We start from the raw sequence: 20,569 nt of genomic DNA on the forward strand, positions 1-20,569 counted from the left end.
CCCGGCCGCCCGTCACTCCGGCGGATCCGCGCCGGGTACCCCCTGCCGCTCGTCCGGCGAAACCCGGCGACGACGTATGCCGCGGGCGGCCAGGCCCGCCGTGGCCGCGAGGCAGAGCCCGGCCGACATGACGGGGAACAGCACGAACCACGGGATGTCCCACGAGCCAGTCGCATCACCGGCGTAGAGCACGCCCGCCAGGATCAGGGTGAGCCCGACGACCAGTCGGCCGGGCTGGAAGTCATGACGCAGCACGGCTCACCTCCGCCTGTCCCACGCCGACCCGCAGATCGAGGTCGACCGTGCCCGCCCCGGCGCCGCCCGGGGTGCCCGGCAGGGTCAGCTCCCGGTGCTTGCGGGGCGCCACGTCCACGTCCTTCGCGTTGTCGCCCGGCAACTGGATGTCGCCCAGTCCGACCTCCACGCTCAGCCGCACGGTCACCTCCTTCGGCACGACCACCCGTATGCGTCCCACGCCCACCTCCGCCCGTGCGGCCAGCTTCTGGCCTTCCGGCAGCTTCAGCCGGGACAGGTCCAGGGTGCCCGTACCCGTGCCGATCTCGTACAGCGTCCGGACATCGGCCACGGTGGTGGGCTGCCAGGTGGTGTTCCTCCAGTGCGTACCGGCGTCGGGCGGCAGCAGTGTGGCTCCGGCTAGCAGGCCCGCCGTGACGATGGCGAGGAAGACCGTCCCCGCTCCCGTGCGGCAGAGGAACGAGCTGACCGCGATGCCTATGCCGAAGACGGCCAGCGCGCAGGACAGCCCGGTCTGCAGGCTGACCCCGAGCGGATGGTCGTCCCAGGTCAGCCGGGTGCCGAGGAAGCCGGCGAGCAGTGCGAGGAGGAACACCCAGCCGCCGATGCCCCGGGGATCGCGGGACCGCGGCCGCCGGGAGCAGTGGCTGCCGCTCCCCTTGTCCGTGTACCAGGGGAAGGCCTTGAGATCGACCCTGATGTCGAGGGCCCGCTCGGCGTTCGGGGCGGGGGCGTCCTCGGGGCCCCACAGATATCCCGTCCCCCCGACGTGGGTGCCGTCCTTGACTATCGGGTCCCGCCACCAGGACGGCCAGTGGAAGGAGATGGGCGGCGCCTGCGCCTCCGGGGGGGCGTCGGCGGCGGCCTGCGCGGAGAGCGGGTCCGGATCGGCCGCCCCTCGCTGCCGCGACCAGTAGCCGGCCCCCGCCAGGACGAGGGAGAGGAGCACGGCGAAGGTGAGCACCCCGCCGTTCTTCAGCATGGTCAGGAACACCCCGCAGCCGACCAGGGCGAACATCACGGCCGCCAGCGCCTGGCCGTCGACCCGGCCCGTCAGCAGCTTGCGCACCTCGTTCTCGTCCTCGTCCTCGTACGGGACGAAGAGCCAGGCGAAGCCGTAGAAGATGAGGCCGATGCCGCCCGTCGCGGAGAGCACCGCGAGCGTGATCCGGAAGATCACCGGATCCATGTCGCACTGCCGCCCCAGACCGGCGCAGACCCCGGCCAGCGTCTTGTGCCGCCGGTCGCGGCGGAACGGGGCGTCGGAGCCCGGGGCCCCGGAGCCGCCGCCGGGGACGCCGGCCGCGGCGGACGCGGTGTCCCGCGGCCCGGCGCCCGGTGCGGAACGCGGTCCGTGGCCGGGTCCCGTACCCGTCGCGGCGTGCTCGTGATCTGTCATGGGTCCATGGTGACGGGCGGGGCGGCGTGGCGGCAGCCGGTACAACCCTGGTCCGTCCCTGATATCGGCCCCGAGGCAGCCTTGGGGTCCAGCGGGGGCGACGCGCCGGGCGAAGATCAGGGGTGTCTCGGGGACCGACCCTGATGCCCGCCCCCGATCCGCCGTGTGACCATCATTGGCATGCCGGAAGCCGCAGCACCACTCGTCGAACCGCGGCCGCCGCGCAAGCTCTACCGCAGCGGTGACGGACGCTGGCTCGGTGGCGTGGCGCGGGGGCTCGCTGGCCATCTCGGCCTGCCCGTCGTCTGGGTCCGCCTCGTCTTCGTCGGCCTCTTCATGGCCGACGGTCTCGGTGCCCTGCTCTACGCGGCGTTCTGGTTCTTCGTGCCGCTCGGGGTCGGCGGTGTCGAGACGCAGAAGCCGCCGTCCTTCGTCACCACCGAGGTCTCGGCGGACGGCCGGCGCCGCGTGGTCGCCCGCAGGCCGGACAAGGGGCAGCTCGTCGCCCTGCTCCTCATGGTCGTGGCGGCCATGGTCTTCGTGGGCAACGTCAATCTGGGCGACGGGGCCAAGGCCTACCTCTGGCCAACGGTCCTGGTCGGCGCGGGCGTCGCCCTGGTCTGGCGCCAGGCGGACAACGCGCGCCGGGCCCGCTGGGCCGAGGTGGGACGCCACGGGCGGACGGTCACCCTGCTGCGGTCCGTCGTCGGCGTCCTGCTGGTCACCGCCGGTGTCACCGGCATCTTCGTCCTCCAGGGGTCCGCCGCCCACCTCGGCTCCGTCCTGCAGGCGGCCCTGGCCGTGCTCGTGGGCATCACCCTCCTCGCCGGTCCCTATCTGGTGCGGATGACCCAGGACCTCTCCGAGGAGCGGCTGATGCGCATCCGGGCCCAGGAGCGCGCCGAGGTCGCGGCCCATGTGCACGACTCGGTGCTCCACACCCTGACCCTGATCCAGCGCAACGCGGAGAACGCGGGCGAGGTGCGCCGCCTGGCCCGGGCCCAGGAGCGGGACCTGCGGGCCTGGCTCTACAAACCGGAGGGCAACGGAAAGGACGAGGACGACGAGCCGGCCACCCTCGCGGAGGCCGTGAAGCGCAACGCCGCCGAGGTCGAGGACAAACACGGTGTGCCCATAGAGGTCGTGGTCGTCGGCGACTGTCAGCTCGACGACCGGATCGGGGCACAGATGCAGGCCGCGCGCGAAGCGATGGTGAACGCGGCCAAGTACGGTGGCGACGGCGGGGCCGTCCAGGTCTACGCCGAGGTCGAGGGGAGGACGGTCTTCGTGTCCGTCCGCGACCGCGGCCCCGGCTTCGACCTCGACGCGATACCCGCCGACCGGATGGGCGTCAGAGAATCGATCATCGGCCGTATGGAGCGCAACGGCGGCACGGCGCGGCTGCGCGCGGTGCCCGACGGCGGCACGGAGGTCGAGCTGGAGATGGAGAGGGCGGAGACGTCATGAACGAGCCGACCGAGACGGACGGAACGGGCGGAACGGGCGAGGCGGCCGGGTCCGAGGGGACGGCGGGCGGCGGGGCGGAGCGCCATGTGAGGGTGGTCCTCGTCGACGACCACCGCATGTTCCGCACCGGCGTCCAGGCCGAGATCGGCCGGACCGCGCAGACCGGGGTCGAGGTCGTCGGCGAGGCGGCCGACGTCGACCAGGCGGTCACCGTCATCACCGCGACGCGACCCGAGGTCGTCCTGCTCGACGTGCACCTTCCCGGTGGCGGCGGGGTCGAGGTGCTGCGGCGCTGCGCCCCGCTGATGGCCGACGCGGAGCGGCCCGTCCGGTTCCTCGCCCTGTCGGTCTCGGACGCGGCGGAGGACGTGATCGGGGTGATCCGCGGCGGTGCGCGGGGCTATGTCACCAAGACGATCACCGGTACGGATCTGGTCGACTCCGTCTTCCGGGTCCAGGAGGGGGACGCGGTGTTCTCCCCGCGCCTGGCCGGGTTCGTCCTCGACGCCTTCGCCTCCACCGACGCCCCGCCGGTCGACGAGGACCTCGACCGCCTCACCCAGCGCGAGCGGGAGGTGCTGCGCCTGATCGCCCGCGGCTACGCGTACAAGGAGATCGCCCGGCAGCTCTACATCTCGGTGAAGACGGTGGAGTCGCATGTCTCGGCCGTGCTGCGCAAGCTCCAGTTGTCCAACCGCCATGAACTGACCCGCTGGGCGACGGCCCGCCGACTGGTGTGACGTCGGGCGCCTGGGGCCGGCAGGCATCGAAAGGAGACGGCGCCGGGCGGCACGAGGATGCCCCGGAGTGATCGTCGTCGCGTCCACCGCCTGGACTCCGGCGGCCTGAACCCCGGTCCCGTTGCCCCGATGGCCCGAACATCGGCTTCTGCTCGGGCCATCCGAACTCCTGGCCCTCCAGCTCCGGCGGCCGACCCCGGCTTCCCTGCCCGGGGCACCCGAACCTCGGCTTCCAGGTCTGGTGGCCGCCCCCGGCTTCCTGCTTGGGTCACCCGAACCTCGGCTTCCCGGCTCCGGTGGGTCGACCCTCGACCTCCCGGCTCGGGCTGCTCGGCCCTCTACCTTTCGGCTCGGGCCCCCGACCTCCCACCGTTCGCACCGGCACCGGCACCGGCACCGGCACCGGCACCGGCACCAGTACCGGCACCGGTGCCGAACGGGTCCCGCTGGACCGGGGTGGTGTGCCACGGTGCCGGTGCGCCGTGGGTCAGCGGACCCGCGGGCGGCGGACCGAGGGTGTCCCACCGGAGCGGCGGACCGGCGTGCCGCAGGGGGACGGGGCGGGGGGTCAGGTCACTCGGGTGGCCCCGGCGAAGGGCATCTCGTCGATGGGGGCCAGGCGCACCGGAGCCGAGGGGTTCGGGGCGTGGATCATCCGGCCGCCGCCCACGTAGATGCCCACATGGGTGACCCCGGGGTAGAAGAAGACGAGGTCGCCGGGGCGGAGCTGGGAGCGGGGGACGCGTTGCCCGGCGCCGATCTGGGCGTAGGTGGTGCGTGGCAGGGACACCCCCGCCGCGCGGTAGGCGGCCTGGGTGAGGCCGGAGCAGTCGAAGGCGTGCGGGCCGGCCGCGCCCCAGACATAGGGGCTGCCGAGCTTCTGGTGGGCGTAGGCGACGGCCGCCGCGGCGCGGGAGCCCGGCGCGGGGTCGCCCGGGGTGCGCGGGGCGGACCCCGGCGCTCCGGCATGGGGCCCAGGAGCCCCCGGGAGGCCGGAGGGGGCCGGGAGGGCCCGGCCGTCGGCGGAAGCGGCGGAAGCGGGGGAGGCCGAGGCGGGATCGGGGCCGAGCCGGGCGCGCCGCTCGGCGTCCAGCCGGGCCTGGAGGCGGCGGGCCGCGGCGAGCCTGGCCGTGATGGTGTCGCGGTGGCGTTCCAGTTCGGCCCGGCGCGAGGTGAGGGCGGCCAGTTCGATGCGGGCGGCACCGCGCAGTTGCTCGATCTCCCGCAGTTGGGCGCGGGCCGCGCCCACGGCCGCCTTCTGCCGGGTGCCGACGCGCTGGACGAGGGCGGCGCCGTCCAGATAGCGGTCGGGGTCGGAGGAGAGCGCGAGGCGCAGGGCGGGGCCGAGTCCGCCGCCGCGGTACTGGGCGGCGGCGGCCGAGCCGAGCGTCTCGCGGGCGGTGTTCAGCCGGTCCTCCCTGCGGGCGACCTCGTCGCGCAGCCGCTCCAGTCGCCGTTCGGCGGAGTCGGCCCGCTCCTTGGCGCCGTTGTACTTCTCGGTGGCGGCCTCGGCCTCCCGGTAGAGCCGGTCGACCGTGGCCCCGGCCTGCGCCGGGGCGGGCTCCGGGGCGGCGTGTCCGGTCCCGGCGCCCAGCCCGGCGGCGGTGGCCGCTCCGGCGAGAGTGAGGGCGACCGCCGTGCGGGCCGCTCCGGTGCCCGTCGCGCGCTGCCGTGGCCTGCGATGCGCTGCCACCAGGGGTTCACGTCCTTCCGTACGGACCGGCCCGCCGTCCGGGTCCGGTCATCCGCTGCGGGAGGACGCTAGGCCGGGTCGTGCCGGGCCGGTGGCGGAAAGGACGGAACTGGCGGCACGGGACCGTTCGGCGACCGGGAGTGATCGCGGGGGGAGCGGTGGGTGCGCCGACGGGCCGGGGGTGATGACCGTATTGCCGGATCGGGGCCGGCCGGGGGTGACGGACTGCTATGGGAGTGCTCCGGAGCGCGGGGGTGCGCGCGGCGGGCGGTGGGCGGAGACCGGCGCGGGGCGGGCCGGTGTCGGAGCGGGGAGGGGCGCTGGCTAGGCTCCGGAACCATGGACGTACTCATCCACGTTTTCGTCGGTCTGCACATCGTCGGCATCGCCGCGCTGCTCGGCGGCTTCCTGACCCAGATGAAGGCGATGGGCCAGGGCACCGCCCGCTTCGTCCCCGCCATGCTGCACGGCGCGCTGACCATGCTGGTGACCGGGGTGGTGCTGGTCGGGCTCAACCAGGCCCAGGACTACTCCGTCGACAACATCAAGATCGGCGTGAAGCTGGCCGTGCTGGTCGTCATCCTCGGCCTGGTCTACGTCAAGCGCGACGAGGAGCGGGTGGAGAAGCCGCTGTTCGGCCTGGTGGGCCTGCTGACGCTGGTGAACATCTTCATCGCCGTGCTGTGGACCTGACCCCGGCCGGTTCCCGCGCGATGGACCGCAGTTCGGTCCGGGCCGCGGCCACCGCGCCCGCGGCGACGGCCAGCCAGGCGGCGACGGCCACCCACACCAGCGCACGCCCCGGTCCGTCCAGCCAGGACACGGTGATGGCGGCGGAGACGGACAGGGTGGCCGCCGCCGTCATGCCGAGGGGGAAGACGGTCGACCAGCGGCGCACGTCGTAGTCGAACCGCGGCCACACCACCTCGGCCACGGCGAGGACGGCGTACCAGGCGAGGTCGAGCGCGAGCAGGCCGACGGTGACGTCGTGCAGGACGGACTGGACGTCGTCGGTCCACAGGTACATGTCCGTGCGGGCGGCGGCGAGCAGCTTGGCACCGGCCAGCGTGGAGATCGCGAGGGCCCCTCCCGCGACCCAGTGGTCGCCGGCCCCCCGGGCGACCTGCCGCGGGTCGAAGCGGAACAGGGCGATCAGGTAGAGCACCAGGCCGAGCCAGAAGGGCACGAGCGCGGCGTGCACCAGCCAGGCCGTCGTGGTCGTCGCGCCCAGCGTCGCCGCCAGCACCGCGAGCCCCTCCGTGGCGACACAGCCCAGGAACACCGCACCGGGCATCCGGCGCCCCCAGTTCCGTACGACCAGCACCAGCAGGGTGGGCCACAGCAGAGCGGCCAGGGCGAGCCCCGCCGCGGCCAGGGACGTCCAGCCGAGCAGCGCGAAGCGGGTGCCGACCACGGTCGTGGCCGCGACGGCCGTCAGCGCGCCCGGGGTTCCCGCCCGGTCGGCCCACTTCGCCAGGTCGGTCAGCAGCAGGGAGACGAAGTTCACCGCGAGCCCGAGCCAGGCGGCGCAGGCCAGTGCCAGCACGACACGGGACGTCGTCTCGTGCCCGGTCAGATGGAGAGCGACCGACACGATGCCGGTCGCCATCACGGCGGCCCCGGCGGCGGGCGGGCGCCGCGCCAGCCAGATGCGCGGGGCGGAGCGGGTGGCGGTGGTGGACATGGGGCGATGCTAGAGAGCCGCGCGGATCAAGCCGGTCGCACCACGCTGTGGATGGACGACTCACCTCGTAGTAGACGGATTCCTCGCGGACGCACGCTCCCGGCTTCGGCGCGTGGATCATCGTGCCGTCCCCGATGCAGGGCCCCACGTGGGTGACGTCGGCGTAGAAGAAGACGAGGTCGCCCGGCTGGCCCGGGCCAGGGGGAGAGTGGTGCCGAAGGCGACCTGGTCGTGGGTGGTGCGCGGCAGGCCGACGCCGGCGGCCTTCCAGGCGGCCTGGGTGAGACCGGAGCAGTCGTGGGAGCCGGGGCCGGTGGCGCCCCGGACGTACGGCTTGCCGGTCTGCGCGCGGGCGAAGGCGATGGCCTTGACCGCCGTGGTCCCGGGGGTGGGCGCGGGCGCGGCGGTACCGCCACCGCTTCCGCGCCCGGGCGGGACCGCGGGCCTCTGTCGCTCCGCTCCGGGCGGGGCCGAACCGCGCCGCTCCCGTTGTCCGACCCCCTCGTTAGCCTGCGGACATGGCCGACTTCTACGAGCTGACGCTCACGCTGGACCTGCGCGACGAGTTGTCCGAAGGCGAGGCCGCCGAGCTGCGCTGGCACCTCGGGCTCGGGCCCGCGCCCGAGGTGCCGGGCATCGTGACCGCGTTCCCGGTCTGCGTCGAGGGCCCCGACGGCGAGCCCGTCGCCGGGGACGATCCCCGGCCCCTCCTGGACGGTGGCGGAGCGGCGTACCGGGTGGGCGGCGCGCTCGTCTCTGCGCTGTGCCGCCGTGAGGGCGCCCGGCCCGGCGGGTGGGCGCTGACCAGTCGGCAGGAGATCCACCCCGACGCGTTCGATCTCGTCGGCGACCTGCTGTGCTGGCTCGCCGCCAAAGCGGCCGACCGGCACCGGCGGGAGGACGGCGGCGTCGTTCTGGGCTGGACGCGCTTCTACGAGTCGTCGTCGGCCGAGCCGCTGGTGGTGCGCGACGGCGCGGTCGGCTGGCCGTGACCGGACGGGCGGCGTCGCACGCAGGTGCCAAGGAGTCGGCCGGGGCTCTCCGACGGGACCGGCGGACGGCTCCGGTGACCGGGACGTCCGGCGCCCGGGGCACCCGGCACCCCGTGAGCCCGGCGCGCGGCGCAGGGGCCGGAGGCGTGCCGAAGCGCGGCGGTGCGGACGAAGGGTCCCGCGCCCCTTCCGGAACACCGGTGGCGGAGGGCACCGATCCCCACCTTGACCCCGGCCCCGGCCCCGGCGGCGAACCCCGGCCCCGCCCCCCGGGACGCCCCCGGCCACGACCCGGCACCGGCGATGACGTCGGCACCGGCACCACGGCCCCGTCGGCGACGGCAGTACCGGCCGGGGCACCCGCACGGGCCGCGTCACCGCGTCACCGGGCCCACCGCGTCACCGCGCCCACCGCGGTTCCGCCACCGCCGGCGAACCGTCACCGCCCGCAGGGCAGGCCCGCCACCCGCCGAACCGTCACCGGCGGTCGCCGTCACCCCCGCCCCCCGTGGGGGAATTTCCGGGGCGGGGACCCGTTGTCGGTGGGGCGGCCTAGACTCGGAGAGCGATGAGCAGCCTCTTTGACGACAGCTTCCTGGCGAGCCTCCAGGCCCCCGCGGGCCACGAGGAGGAGCCCCCGCCCCCGCCCGAGGACGACCACGCCGCGGAGCCGGTCCCGCACGACCTGTTCGGCGGGAGGTTCGACACCCCGCCGGAGCGGGACACCCACTACCGCAACGGTGCCCCGCGCCCGGTGCTCGACCCGGCGGCCCTCCTGGAGGGGCTGAACGAGAACCAGCGCGCCGCCGTCGTGCACTCCGGCACTCCGCTGCTCATCGTGGCCGGTGCCGGTTCCGGCAAGACCCGGGTGCTCACCCACCGCATCGCCCATCTGCTCGCCGAGCGCGATGTCCACCCCGGCCAGATCCTCGCGATCACCTTCACCAACAAGGCCGCGGGCGAGATGAAGGAGCGCGTCGAGCAGCTCGTCGGCCCGCGCGCCAACGCGATGTGGGTCATGACGTTCCACAGCGCCTGCGTGCGCATCCTGCGCCGCGAGTCGAAGCGGCTCGGCTTCACCTCGTCGTTCTCGATCTACGACGCCGCCGACTCCAAGCGCCTGATGGCCCTCGTCTGCCGCGATCTCGACCTCGACCCCAAGCGCTTCCCGCCCAAGTCCTTCAGCGCCAAGATCAGCAACCTCAAGAACGAGCTGATCGACGAGGAGGACTTCGCCGCCCAGGCCGCCGACGGCTTCGAGAAGACCCTCGCCCAGGCCTACGCCCTCTACCAGTCCCGGCTGCGCGAGGCCAACGCCCTCGACTTCGACGACCTGATCATGACGACGGTCAATCTGCTCCGCGCCTTCCCGGACGTCGCGGAGCACTACCACCGCCGTTTCCGGCACGTGCTGGTCGACGAGTACCAGGACACCAACCACGCCCAGTACTCCCTGGTCCGTGAGCTGGTCGGCACCAGTGAGCACCCGGTCGAGGTGCCGCCGGAGGCCGAGGTCCCGCCCGCCGAGCTGTGCGTCGTGGGCGACGCCGACCAGTCGATCTACGCCTTCCGCGGGGCGACGATCCGCAACATCCTCCAGTTCGAGGAGGACTACCCGGACGCCACCACCATCCTGCTGGAGCAGAACTACCGCTCCACGCAGACCATCCTCAGCGCGGCCAACGCCGTGATCGAGCGCAACGAGTCGCGCCGCCCCAAGAACCTGTGGACCAACCAGGGCGCGGGCGCGACGATCACCGGTTATGTCGCGGACACCGAGCACGACGAGGCGCAGTTCGTCGCCGACGAGATCGACCGGCTCACCGACGCGGGCGACGCGCGCGCCGGTGACGTCGCCGTCTTCTACCGGACCAATGCCCAGTCCCGGGTCTTCGAAGAGGTGTTCATCCGCGTCGGTCTGCCGTACAAGGTCGTCGGCGGCGTCCGCTTCTACGAGCGCAAGGAGGTCCGGGACGTCCTGGCCTACCTGCGGGTGCTCGCCAACCCGGAGGACTCGGTGCCGCTGCGCCGCATCCTCAACGTGCCCAAGCGCGGCATCGGCGACCGCGCGGAGGCGATGATCGACGCCCTCGCCCAGCGGGAGCGGATCAGCTTCCCGCAGGCGCTGCGGCGCGTCGACGAGGCGTACGGGATGGCCGCGCGGTCGGCCAACGCGGTCAAGCGTTTCAACACCCTGATGGAGGACCTGCGCACCATCGTCGAGTCCGGCGCCGGTCCGGCCACGGTCCTGGAGGCCATACTCGAACGCACCGGCTACCTGGCGGAGTTGCAGGCGTCCACCGACCCGCAGGACGAGACGCGCATCGAGAACCTCCAGGAACTCGCCGCCGTCGCCCTGGAGTTCGAGCAGGAGCGCGGCGCGGGCGCGGAGGCGGCGGAGGGTGCCGGGGACGCGGAGGGCACGGCCCCCGGGGGCACCCTGGCCGACTTCCTGGAGAAGGTCGCGCTGGTCGCGGACTCCGACCAGATCCCGGACGAGGAGGACGGCGGCGGCGTCGTCACCCTGATGACCCTGCACACCGCCAAGGGCCTGGAGTTCCCGGTCGTCTTCCTCACCGGCATGGAGGACGGCGTCTTCCCGCACATGCGCGCCCTCGGCCAGGCCAAGGAGCTGGAGGAGGAGCGGCGCCTCGCCTACGTCGGCATCACCCGCGCCCGCGAGCGGCTCTACCTGACCCGGTCGACGCTGCGCAGCGCCTGGGGGCAGCCCTCGTACAACCCGCCCTCGCGCTTCCTGGAGGAGATCCCGGCGCCCCACCTGGAGTGGAAGAGGACCGGTGCGAGCGCGCCGGTGTCCTCCGGGCCGGTGTCGGGGATCGCGGCGTCGCTGTCGTCGTCCCGCTCCCGCTCCTCGGCGTCGGGCGCCTCCGGCTTCGCCACCCGGCGCACCGCCGAGAAGCCGACGGTGTCGCTGGCGGTCGGCGACCGGGTCACGCACGACCAGTTCGGGCTGGGCACGGTGGTCGGGGTGAAGGGCACGGGGGCCAACGCCGAGGCGACGGTCGACTTCGGGGACACCAAGCCGAAGCGGCTGCTGCTGCGGTACGCGCCGGTCGAGAAGCTCTGAGCGGCCGGGCCCGGGGGCGGTCGCGCGCCGCTCGGGCCCGTCGGCGCGGGCCGTGCCCCGGCGGAGCCGTCCGGCCGGACGGGAGTGTGGTGGGCCGGCCCGGGACGTGCGCGGTGGCGGACCCGCCGCGGTGGGTCAGGACGGGTCGACGCCGTGGCTGCGCAGCCAGGCCAGCGGGTCGATCGCGGCGCCGCCGCCGGGCCGCACCTCGAAGTGCAGGTGCGGTCCGGTCGAGTTGCCCGAGTTGCCCGAGTACGCGATCCGGTCGCCGGCCTTCACGGGCGTGCCGGAGGGCACGTGGTACGTGGAGAGGTGGCAGTACCACGTCTCCGTACCGTCCTTCGCGGTGAGGATCAGCATGTTGCCGTAGGCGGAGTTGAACTGGGTGCGCACCGTGCCGTCGGTCGCCGCCATCACCGGCGTGCCGTAGCTGACGGGGAAGTCGATGCCGGTGTGCACGGACATCCAGTTGATGCCGGCCTGGCCGTAGTAGGCGCTGAGCCCGTGCTGCGCCACCGGGAGCGCGAACTTGGGGCGCAGCCGCTCCTTGCGGGCCGCCTCCTCCGCCGCGCGCTTCTTCTCGGCGACCTGTTCGGCCTTGAGGTCGATCCGCTCCTGGGTCCGGCTGGCCCGGTCCGCGAAGTCGTCGGCCCCGGCGGCGAGGCTGGTGAGCTGGGTGTCGAGCCGGTTGTTGGCGGTGGACGGCCGCACCGGCTGGGCGTCCGGGTCGATGTCGTCGGCCGCCGCGGCCCGGGTCCCGGCGCCCTCGTCGCCGGTCAGGCCGCCGACCGAGGCCGCCGCGATCCCGGCCACGCTCATCACGCAGGCCGAGGGCACGGCGATGGTCAGCAGGGCAGAACGCTTGGCGGGACGGCGGCGCCGGGAGCGGGACCCTCCGTGGGAGGCGGCGGTACGGGGGGCCGGGACACGTGGCCCCCGCTCCTCCTGCTCCTCCAGCAGGTCGGCCACGGCGGGCAGTTCACCGGTGTCGGCCAGGCCGTCCTCGCGTGTGGCGGGCCCACCGCCGTCCGGGGAGGCGCCGGGGGCGTCCGCGTCCGGGGCGGGCGTCTCCCCGGGGGCGCCGTCGGCCCGGGTGCCGGGCGGCTCCGGGTCGGTGGCGCCGGTCGTGGCGCCGCCGTCGGAGTTCCACTGCGTGGCGTCGTAGGCGCCGGTGTCGGCGGTGCCGGAGGCGAAGGCGTCCGGGGTGAAGGCGTCGGCGGGGAACACGCCGGAGACCGCCGGACCCGTGGCGAAGGTGCCGGTCGCGAAGGTGCCGGTGTCGAGGGAACCGGTCGCGAAGGTGCCCGTGGCCAGCGAACCGGTGTCGAAGGTCCGGGTGTCCCAGGTCCACTGCTGGGTGTTGTCGGCCGGTCCCCCGGAGGGCTCCGGGAACGTCCAGGCGCCGGTCTCCCACTGGCCGGTCTCCCACTGGCCGGTGGTCCCGGTGGCGGCGCCCTGCGCGGAGGCGGCGTCGGCCGGCGCGTACGCCGCCGTCCAGCCGGTGGTGCCGTACGTGCCGGTGTCGTGGGCGCCGTGGTCCTGGGCGGCGTAACCGTCGTGGTGGAGGGTCCGGTGGCCGCCGGTGGACCACTGGGCGGTGTCCTGGACGCCGGGCGTGCCGTATCCGCCGCCGGTGCCGTACCCGCCGGTGTCCTGCGCGGCGAGGGCGCCGAAGAGGGGGTCGGTGGCGAAGGCGCCGGTGCCGTGGCCGCCGGTGGTGAAACCGGTGGTGTCGTGGGTGGCGTACGTGGTGAGGTCGCCGTGGACGGGCTCCCCGGTGCCGTACGGCGCGTAGTGCTCCGCGGAGGCGTCGGAGGCCGGGCCCGGGGTGATGGTGCCCCCCGGAGGGTGACGGTCGTTCACCAACTTCTCTTTCGCCTCGACAACAGGGCTGCCAGAGCAGTGCGGCGACTGTACCCGGCGGTATGCGGGCGCGACAATCTTCCGCGGGTTTCGCGTGCGGGCGAAGCGGGCGATCGGCCGTGATTCGGCGGTTGGGGGCAGGACCTTGGCTTTGTGTTCGACGGATGTTCGAGGCGAATGGGGGATATCAGGCCACGGTGATGCCCCCGACGGAGCCGGGGGGAAGGCCCTCGCCCGCCTCCGGGAGCGGTCCGGAGGCGTCGAGGGCCTGCCGGATGCCGGTGGCCACCGCCGGGTGCACCGGCAGGGCGAGGTGTCCGATGCCGCTCACCCGCACGTTCTCCACCGTCAGGTCGGGGTGGTCGAGGCGGGCCGCCTCCAGCGGGTCCATCACCCGGTCCAGGTCGCTCCAGAAGCTCACGAACCGTGTGCGGCAGCCGGGCGCCGGGCGGGCCAGCTCCTCCAGCACCGCCGAGCCGGGGCGCATCTGCCGCACGATCGGATGGGCGTTGGCCAGCGGCGCCACCCGGGTCCCGGTGTGCGGCGTGCCGAGGGTCACGCAGGTGCGGACGCGGAGGTCGCCGCCGAGCCGCTGCACGTAGTAACGGGCGATGAGCCCGCCGAGACTGTGGCCGACGAGGTCGACCCGCTCGGTGCCGGTGCGCCCGCAGATCTCCTCGACGTATCCGGCGAGCAGTTCCGCGGCGGCGCGGATGTCGCCGGCCAGCGGCGAGTGGTTGAGCGAGACGACCGGCTGCCCGCCGTGCCGGGCGAGGCTGCGGCGCAGCAGCAGGAAGACGGAGCGGTTGTCGATGAAGCCGTGCAGCAGCACCACCGGGGGGCGGGCCGTGAGCGTCAGCGGGGACGGGGACGGGGACGGGGGCGGGGACGGCGCCGGTCCGGGGCCGGAGGCCGGGGTGCCGGGGGGCCAGGGGTCGGGGCGGCGCTCCTGGACGATGCCCGAGGGGTAGAGGAGCAGGTGTCCGGCGAGGATCGCGGTCTCCAGCGCGGTCGCCTTGAGGAAGGTAAGCGAGGAGCCGGTCAGCCGGCCGGTCAGCCCGGGGAGCGCGGCGATCCCCGAGAGCCAGGGGAGGCCCGAGAGGCCCGAGAGGCCCGAGAGGTCGGGGAGCGAGGGGCGGGCCGACAGGGCCGACAGCCCCGGGAGTCCGGCCAGGCCGTCGGTGAGCCCAGAGAGCCCCGGGAGTGACGAGAGCCCGGGGAGACCCAAGATTCCGGGCAGGTCCGGCAGGGAGGGGATGGAGGGGAGGAGGCGCTGGCAGAACGGGAGAAGGGGCAGTGCCGCCGTCGTGACCTTCATGGACCGACCTCCTGTCGGCACGCCGCGGGACATCTCTGTCCCCGGGTGCCCTGGTGGAGAGCCGAAAACGCCGGTGATCGCCGGTCTGTGCGAGAGAGGAGCGAAGGGTGCGGATCTCTGTGCGGGTGTTGCCGGTCTCTCGATGGTACGGCGGTGGCGCCCGGGGTGCCTGTGGCGCCGCTGCCCGCCCGGGGGCGCCCCGCGGCGCCCGGAACGCATGGCTCCGGCTGCGGGTGGTGTCGCCGCGGCGCCCGGCGACCGTGCGCGGCGGGGAGGTGTCACCGTGTGATTTCCCCCTCTGTCCGCACCATGACACGGCGGCTTGCGGGATGCTGGCGATAACGTTCGTTCACTTCCCCGGTCGGCTCCGCGGGCGGCGCGGTACGGCGGCCCCGCACATCGGGGGCGCCCGCCGGTGCCGGGCGGGCCGTGCGCCCCGGGCGTGACGTGCTCCTGCTGTACGGCGCGGGTGATGTGTGCGGTACTTGACGGTACGGATGGATGTAGTCGCTTCATGGAGGCAGTGATGGGTGTGGCAGCCGGTCCGATCCGCGTGGTGGTGGCCAAGCCGGGGCTCGACGGCCACGATCGCGGGGCCAAGGTGATCGCGCGGGCCCTGCGCGACGCCGGTATGGAGGTCATCTACACCGGCCTCCACCAGACCCCGGAGCAGATCGTGGGCACCGCGATCCAGGAGGACGCCGACGCGATCGGGCTGTCCATCCTCTCCGGCGCGCACAACACGCTCTTCGCCGCGGTGATCGAACTGCTCAAGGAGCGGGACGCGGCCGACATCCTGGTCTTCGGCGGCGGCATCATCCCGGAGGCGGACATCGCGCCGCTGAAGGAGAAGGGCGTCGCGGAGATCTTCACGCCCGGCGCGACGACCGCGTCGATCGTGGAGTGGGTCCGGGCGAACGTCCGGGAGCCCGCGGAGGCGTGAGCCCCCGGCGGCGCCCACCGGCCCCGGCGGCGCCCACCGCCCCGGCGGTACGGGGCGCGCCGCCCGCAGGACCGGCGGACGGAGGTCCGCCGGGCCCACCGGGAGCCCCTGGCGCCGGTCACCCGTCCGCCGCCAGCTCCTCGGTCATCACCGCCCGCAGCCGCAGCGTCCGGGCCAGGCGCTGGAACGCCTCCGCCCAGTAGCTCCCGGCGCCGGGCGACGCGTCCTCCGGCTCGTCCGGCACCGCCAGCAGGCCGTCCAGCCGGGCCGTCTCGCCGGGGTCCAGGCAGCGCTCCGCCAGGCCCATCACGCCGCTGAAGCTCCAGGGGTAACTCCCCGCGTCCCGTGCGATGTTGAGCGCGTCGACGACGGCCCGGCCGAGCGGTGCGGCCCACGGCACCGCGCACACGCCGAGCAGCTGGAACGCCTCGGACAGCCCGTGGGCGCCGATGAACCCGGCGACCCAGTCGGCCCGTTCCCCGGTCTCCAAGGTGTCGAGCAGCCTCGCCCGTTCGGCCAGGGACACCGCCCCCGGACCGCCCGCCTCCGGTGCCGTCGGGGAGCCCAGCAGGGCCCGCGCCCACCGGGCGTCCCGCTGCCGTACGGCCGCCCGGCACCAGGCCGCGTGGAGTTCGCCCCGCCAGTCGTCCCGCACCGGAAGGGCGACGATCTCCTCCGGGGTCCTCCCGCCCAGCCGCGCGGACCAGATGCCGAGCGGCGCCGCCTCCGCCACCTGGCCGAACCACCACGACCGCTCGCCCCGGCCGGAGGGGGGCCGCGCCACCACGCCGTCCCGCTCCATGCCCGGATCGCACTCGTGGGGGGCCTCCACCACGACGGCAGGGGCGCCGACGGTGCGGTCCAGGGAGACGCAGACCAGCGCCCGGGCGCCCATCCGGGTCGCGAGCGCCGAGCGCGGCAGGGCGGTCAGCAGCTCCGCCGCCGTGGCCCGGACGGTGCGGCTGCGGTCGGTCAGCGCCCGCTCCAGGAACGGCTCGTCGGCCTCGGACAGCCCCACACGCAGGGAGTCCAGGAACATCAGCCGGTCCTCGGCCCGCTCGGTCGCCCAGGTCCCGGTGAGCAGCTCGCGGCCCGCCGCCGGTTCACGGGACCGCAGCGCCGACAGCAGGGTGACGCGCTCCGCGAACAGGCCCTCCCGCCACAGCCGCCGCACCCGCTCCCCGCTCCCGGGGCCGGTCGTGGCGGCGGCCCCGCCGGACGTCGTGCGCAGGGCGAAGCGCCAGTCCGGGTTCAGCCCGGCCAGCCACAGACCGCGCGGCCCGGCGAACCGCAGCGCTTCCGGGCGCAGGTCCGTCCGCGCCCGCGCCGCGTCCAGCAGGGCGGGCAGCGCCTCGGGCGGCGGCGCGTAGCCTTGCGCGTTCGCCGTCGCGAGCCACTGCGGCAGCAGTTCCACCAGGTCGGGGGCCGTGCCGCGGCGCCCCCCGCCCGCCGTGCCGGGACGGCCGGCGAGCAGCGCCGCCAGCCGTCGCGCCGCCGCGTCCGGCACCCGGGGGCGCGGGTCATCGGGGGCGGGGGCCAGGCGCCGGCCCGCGGTCCCCGGGCGGAGCCCGGCCCGGCGGCGCACGGTCGCCACGGCCGCCGCGTCCAGCAGCGCGGCCGGCGCGTCCCGGCCCGGGGCGAGCCCCGGGGAAGTGCGCCGGTCGGTGCCGAGCAGGGCCGCGGTGACGAGGTCCCCCCACGGCGGGGCCGAGGGGACCGGTGCCGTGCTGGTCATCGGGTTCCTTCCGGTGGGCGGGGCCTGCGGGCCCGGGAACGGCGTACGGGACCGGGCGGTCACGGACGCGGGCGGTACGGCGGCGGACCGGACGGCCGGAGCGGACGCGCCCCCGCGCGGGCCCGCTGGACGGGTCAGCACAGCGGCACCACCGGACCCGGGGCCTCCGGCCAGGCGGTCAGAGGGGTGAAGCCGCGGTGCCCGCACTCCCCGAAGACCCGCAGGGGCGCGCCACCGGACAGCGCGACCAGCCGCCACAGCCCGGCCCGGGCGTGGGCCGCCGGGGTGAGCGGCAGCGACGTGTTCCCGTCGGCGTCCGCCAGGTGCCACCGGTCGCCGTCCCGGACCGGCACCGCCCGCTCCAGGGTCACCGGCACCGACTCCAGCCAGGGGTCGTCGCGCAGGGCCGCCCCGTACCGGGCCGCCGCCCCGCCCGTCGTCACCCCCGGCGGACGGGCCCGTGTCGGCGCGGGCCTCCCGAACCGCTCACCCAGGGCGACCCGTCCCCGGCCGTCGCCCGGCCGCGCGGTCACCTCCGCGTCCAGGGCCAGCCCCACCGGCAACGGGGGCTCCAGCGGCCGGCCCGGCGACCCGTAGGACAGCCAGAGGACGGTGCGGTCCGACCCCGTTCCGTACAGCCATGTGTGGCGGACCGTCAGGGGATGGTCCGAGGTGTCGTGGCGGGCGAGCACCAGCCAGCGGTCCCGCACCGGGGGCCCCTCCGCCCGCGCCGGCAGGCCCACGCGGGAGCGGACCGCCGCGGCCAGGGCGTCCGGCAGCTCCTCCCGGCGCAGCCAGCCCCGGTCCAGGAGGTGCAGCAGCGCGCACTCCTCCAGCAGCCGCACCGGCCAGCCCGGCCCGGACGCCGGTACGGCCCCCAGCTCCCGCACCCGCGCCGCCAGCCCCGGCGCCTGCGCGTCGACCATGCGGGCCGCCGTCTCCTCCCACATCCCGTACCCGGCGGCCTCCGCCCCGGCCAGGCCGCCGCGCAGCAGGTCCGCGAGGCGCCGCTCCAGCTCCGTGGCGCCGGAGGTGATCCGCTCGGCACGGCGCTCCGCCCGTCGCCGCGCCGCCCCGGGATCGCCGACCCCATCCGCCCGGCCCGGGGACTCCGGTCCGTTGTTTCCGGCCCCCGGGTCGTCGTCTCCGGCTTCCGGGTCGGCGTGCTCCGTTCTTGGGGTTGTGCCTTCGCCTGTCGGTCCCGCGCCCTTGCCCGTCCGGTCCCGGGCCTTTGGCCCGTTGCCTCCGGCTCCCGGTCCGGCGCCTCCGGTTCCCGGGTCGGTGTGCTCCGTTCTTGGGGTCGCGCCTCCGCCCGTCGGTCCTGCGTCCCTGCCTGCCCGGTCCCGGGCCTCTGGCCCGTCGCCCTCGGTTCCCGGTCCGGCGCCTTCCGTCTCCGGGCCCGCGCCTCCGGTTCCCGGTTCGTCGTCCCGCGTGCGGGGAGTCGTACCCTCGCGTGCCCGGCCCCGGGCGTCCGGCCCGCCGCCCCCGGTCCCCGGCCCGTCGTCCGGCATCCCCGGACCCGCGCCACCGCCCGCCGGTCCGTCGTCCTCCGACCCCGGGCCCGCGCCCCCGGTTTCAGGTACCGCGCCGCCCCCGGCCGCCGGCGGCGATGTGGCACTGTCCCGTGCCCCCGTGGGATCGGCCGTGCCCCCCGCCACGGGCCGTTCCCGTCCCTCCCCGAGCCGGTGGCGCGCCCGGTCCGGCGGGGTGCCGCGCGGGACGGCGGCCTCCCCTCCGCCGTCCCGGAGCCGCGGCAGCCCCCGGACATGGGCGCGGAGGGTGCCGTCATCCGGGCAGTCGCACGCGTGCACCGGCTCCGCGCCGTCCGGCACGGACGCGGCAACGCGGCGCGGCGGGCCCGCCCCGTCCTCGCACGGCCCCCGCACCGCCCCGTCACCGGAACGTCCCGTTCCGGTCCATCGCGCGGCCGTTGCCGGTCCCTCTCCCGCCTCGCGCGACACGGCGTCGGGTGCCCTCGCGGGCACCTCCGCCACGATCCCGCGCCCCCGTCGCTGAGTCATGCCACCGAAGGTAGACGGCCCCACCGACAACCGGTCAGGTGAGGGCGTTCATGCAGGTCAGAGTGATTGTCAGTGGGGTGGTGCACGGTGGGTCACAGAACGAACCGGATGAGCTGGAGGGGGACTCAGCCATGCCCGTGTCCGCAGAACCGACATCCGCACGACCCGGCTCCGGGGCCCCGGAGGAGAAGGGCCCCGAGTACGCGGGGCGGGCCGGGGCCGACGCCGGGGCGGTGCCCGGTTCCGAGGTGCTGCGTCCGCACGCCGAGGAGACCTTCGCGGGCGAACTCGCCGCGCTGGCCGCGCGGGACGACCGCCCGCGCCCGGTCCGCTGGAGGCTGTCGCCGTGGGCCGTCGCCACCTACCTCCTCGGCGGCACCCTGCCCGACGGCACGGTGATCACCCCCAAGTACGTGGGGCCGCGCCGCATCGTCGAGATCGCCGTCGCCACCCTCGCCACCGACCGCGCCCTGCTCCTGCTGGGTGTGCCCGGCACCGCGAAGACCTGGGTCTCCGAGCACCTGGCCGCCGCCGTCAGCGGCGACTCGACGCTGCTGGTGCAGGGCACGGCCGGCACCCCGGAGGAGGCGATCCGCTACGGCTGGAACTACGCGCGGCTGCTCGCCCACGGGCCCGGCCGCGAGGCCCTCGTGCCCAGCCCCGTCATGCGCGCCATGGCGGAGGGCCGCGCCGTCCGGGTGGAGGAGCTGACCCGTATCCCGGCCGATGTGCAGGACACCCTCATCACGATCCTCTCCGAGAAGACCCTGCCCGTGCCGGAGCTGGGCCAGGAGGTCCAGGCCGCCCGCGGCTTCACCCTGATCGCCACCGCCAACGACCGCGACCGGGGGGTCAACGAGCTGTCCAGTGCCCTGCGCCGCCGTTTCAACACCGTGGTGCTGCCGCTGCCGGAGAGCGCCGAGGCGGAGGTCTCCATCGTGGCGCGCCGGGTCGACCAGATCGGCCGCTCCCTCGACCTCCCGGCCGCGCCCGACGGCATCGACGAGATCCGCCGCGTCGTGACCGTCTTCCGCGAGCTGCGCGACGGAGTGACCGGCGACGGCCGGACGAAGCTGAAGTCGCCGAGCGGGACCCTGTCCACGGCCGAGGCCATCTCGGTCGTCACCGGCGGCCTCGCCCTGGCCGCCCACTTCGGCGACGGGGTGCTGCGGCCCGGTGACATCGCCGCGGGCATCCTCGGCGCCGTCGTCCGCGACCCGGCGGGGGACCGCGTCGTCTGGCAGGAGTACCTGGAGACGGTGGTGCGCGAACGCGATGGCTGGAGCGACTTCTACCGGGCCTGCCGGGAGGTGGCCGCGTGAGGGACACGCCGACGGCCGGGGGAGGGGGCGCCGCGGCATCCGGTGGCGG

Annotated in this window: 14 protein-coding genes and 2 pseudogenes; 7 read left to right on the forward strand and 9 right to left on the reverse strand. The window is 75.3% G+C overall.

The window, feature by feature from the left end; genetic code table 11:
• Positions 1-12 precede the first annotated feature (12 nt).
• Together GTY84_RS16560 and GTY84_RS16565 are read right to left on the reverse strand one after the other, a co-directional pair.
• Positions 13-255, reverse strand: a complete 243-nt coding sequence (locus GTY84_RS16560) for a hypothetical protein (RefSeq protein ID WP_161227044.1) — start codon at positions 253-255, stop codon at positions 13-15.
• A complete protein-coding gene (locus tag GTY84_RS16565) occupies positions 242-1,654 on the reverse strand; it encodes a PspC domain-containing protein (protein WP_161227045.1) in 1,413 nt (470 codons plus the stop codon). The genes GTY84_RS16560 and GTY84_RS16565 overlap by 14 nt, the downstream gene beginning before the upstream one ends.
• Positions 1,655-1,834: 180 nt before the next feature.
• Here GTY84_RS16565 and GTY84_RS16570 point away from each other — a divergent pair, with 180 nt between their 5' ends.
• On the forward strand, positions 1,835-3,121 hold the full coding sequence (locus GTY84_RS16570; protein WP_161227046.1) for an ATP-binding protein: 1,287 nt from the start codon (positions 1,835-1,837) through the stop codon (positions 3,119-3,121).
• Complete coding sequence (locus tag GTY84_RS16575; RefSeq protein WP_161227047.1) at positions 3,118-3,861, forward strand: response regulator transcription factor; 744 nt, start codon at positions 3,118-3,120, stop codon at positions 3,859-3,861. Before GTY84_RS16570 ends, GTY84_RS16575 begins: the two co-directional genes overlap by 4 nt.
• A 568-nt stretch (positions 3,862-4,429) precedes the next feature.
• Here the strand turns inward: GTY84_RS16575 and GTY84_RS16580 are convergent.
• Positions 4,430-5,554, reverse strand: a complete 1,125-nt coding sequence (locus tag GTY84_RS16580; RefSeq protein ID WP_161227048.1) for a C40 family peptidase — start codon at positions 5,552-5,554, stop codon at positions 4,430-4,432.
• 339 nt (positions 5,555-5,893) lie between these two features.
• On the opposite strand from GTY84_RS16580, the gene GTY84_RS16585 reads away from it, so the two are divergent.
• On the forward strand, positions 5,894-6,247 hold the full coding sequence (locus tag GTY84_RS16585; protein ID WP_161227049.1) for a hypothetical protein: 354 nt from the start codon (positions 5,894-5,896) through the stop codon (positions 6,245-6,247).
• On the opposite strand, the gene GTY84_RS16590 is transcribed toward GTY84_RS16585, so the two are convergent.
• Complete coding sequence (locus GTY84_RS16590; RefSeq protein WP_161227050.1) at positions 6,225-7,238, reverse strand: tellurite resistance/C4-dicarboxylate transporter family protein; 1,014 nt, start codon at positions 7,236-7,238, stop codon at positions 6,225-6,227. The two genes, GTY84_RS16585 and GTY84_RS16590, sit on opposite strands and share 23 nt — an antisense overlap.
• Positions 7,239-7,264: 26 nt before the next feature.
• Positions 7,265-7,619: pseudogene (locus GTY84_RS16595) on the reverse strand (C40 family peptidase); the annotation flags it as partial.
• A gap of 137 nt (positions 7,620-7,756) precedes the next feature.
• Between GTY84_RS16595 and GTY84_RS16600 the strand changes: the two are divergent.
• Together GTY84_RS16600 and pcrA are read left to right on the forward strand one after the other, a co-directional pair.
• Positions 7,757-8,230, forward strand: coding sequence for a hypothetical protein (locus tag GTY84_RS16600; protein ID WP_161227051.1), 474 nt, complete (start codon positions 7,757-7,759; stop codon positions 8,228-8,230).
• Between the two features lie 568 nt (positions 8,231-8,798).
• Positions 8,799-11,318: a DNA helicase PcrA gene (gene pcrA / locus GTY84_RS16605; RefSeq protein WP_161227052.1), complete on the forward strand. Its 2,520-nt coding sequence runs from the start codon at positions 8,799-8,801 to the stop codon at positions 11,316-11,318.
• A gap of 135 nt (positions 11,319-11,453) precedes the next feature.
• Here the strand turns inward: pcrA and GTY84_RS16610 are convergent, their stop codons facing one another.
• Together GTY84_RS16610 and GTY84_RS16615 are read right to left on the reverse strand one after the other, a co-directional pair.
• Positions 11,454-13,181: a peptidoglycan DD-metalloendopeptidase family protein gene (locus tag GTY84_RS16610; RefSeq protein ID WP_161227053.1), complete on the reverse strand. Its 1,728-nt coding sequence runs from the start codon at positions 13,179-13,181 to the stop codon at positions 11,454-11,456.
• A gap of 187 nt (positions 13,182-13,368) precedes the next feature.
• Complete coding sequence (locus tag GTY84_RS16615) at positions 13,369-14,499, reverse strand: alpha/beta fold hydrolase (protein ID WP_161227054.1); 1,131 nt, start codon at positions 14,497-14,499, stop codon at positions 13,369-13,371.
• Between the two features lie 526 nt (positions 14,500-15,025).
• Between GTY84_RS16615 and GTY84_RS16620 the strand changes: the two genes are divergently transcribed.
• Positions 15,026-15,442 (forward strand): cobalamin B12-binding domain-containing protein, encoded by a 417-nt coding sequence (locus GTY84_RS16620; protein ID WP_161227055.1) that lies wholly within the window; start codon positions 15,026-15,028, stop codon positions 15,440-15,442.
• Between the two features lie 118 nt (positions 15,443-15,560).
• Here GTY84_RS16620 and GTY84_RS16625 read toward each other — a convergent pair whose 3' ends face one another.
• Together GTY84_RS16625 and GTY84_RS16630 are read right to left on the reverse strand one after the other, a co-directional pair.
• Positions 15,561-17,177 carry a DUF5691 domain-containing protein gene (locus tag GTY84_RS16625; RefSeq protein WP_161227056.1) on the reverse strand — a complete coding sequence of 539 codons (1,617 nt, stop codon included), beginning with the start codon at positions 17,175-17,177 and terminating at the stop codon, positions 15,561-15,563.
• 134 nt (positions 17,178-17,311) lie between these two features.
• Positions 17,312-18,259, reverse strand: a pseudogene (locus GTY84_RS16630) (hypothetical protein); the annotation flags it as partial.
• 1,070 nt (positions 18,260-19,329) lie between these two features.
• Here GTY84_RS16630 and GTY84_RS16635 point away from each other — a divergent pair.
• Positions 19,330-20,520 carry an AAA family ATPase gene (locus GTY84_RS16635; protein ID WP_161227057.1) on the forward strand — a complete coding sequence of 397 codons (1,191 nt, stop codon included), beginning with the start codon at positions 19,330-19,332 and terminating at the stop codon, positions 20,518-20,520.
• Positions 20,521-20,569 lie beyond the last annotated feature (49 nt).

Source organism: Streptomyces sp. SID8352 (assembly GCF_009862265.1).
GTDB lineage: Bacteria > Actinomycetota > Actinomycetes > Streptomycetales > Streptomycetaceae > Streptomyces.

Coding starts and splice junctions, on each gene's coding strand:
- GTY84_RS16565 (WP_161227045.1), bottom strand. CDS start 1,654: ATGACAGATCACGAGCACGCCGCGACGGGTACGGGACCCGGCCACGGA.
- GTY84_RS16570 (WP_161227046.1), top strand. CDS start 1,835: ATGCCGGAAGCCGCAGCACCACTCGTCGAACCGCGGCCGCCGCGCAAG.
- GTY84_RS16575 (WP_161227047.1), top strand. CDS start 3,118: ATGAACGAGCCGACCGAGACGGACGGAACGGGCGGAACGGGCGAGGCG.
- GTY84_RS16585 (WP_161227049.1), top strand. CDS start 5,894: ATGGACGTACTCATCCACGTTTTCGTCGGTCTGCACATCGTCGGCATC.
- GTY84_RS16590 (WP_161227050.1), bottom strand. CDS start 7,238: ATGTCCACCACCGCCACCCGCTCCGCCCCGCGCATCTGGCTGGCGCGG.
- GTY84_RS16600 (WP_161227051.1), top strand. CDS start 7,757: ATGGCCGACTTCTACGAGCTGACGCTCACGCTGGACCTGCGCGACGAG.
- pcrA (WP_161227052.1), top strand. CDS start 8,799: ATGAGCAGCCTCTTTGACGACAGCTTCCTGGCGAGCCTCCAGGCCCCC.
- GTY84_RS16615 (WP_161227054.1), bottom strand. CDS start 14,499: ATGAAGGTCACGACGGCGGCACTGCCCCTTCTCCCGTTCTGCCAGCGC.
- GTY84_RS16620 (WP_161227055.1), top strand. CDS start 15,026: ATGGGTGTGGCAGCCGGTCCGATCCGCGTGGTGGTGGCCAAGCCGGGG.
- GTY84_RS16625 (WP_161227056.1), bottom strand. CDS start 17,177: ATGACCAGCACGGCACCGGTCCCCTCGGCCCCGCCGTGGGGGGACCTC.
- GTY84_RS16635 (WP_161227057.1), top strand. CDS start 19,330: ATGCCCGTGTCCGCAGAACCGACATCCGCACGACCCGGCTCCGGGGCC.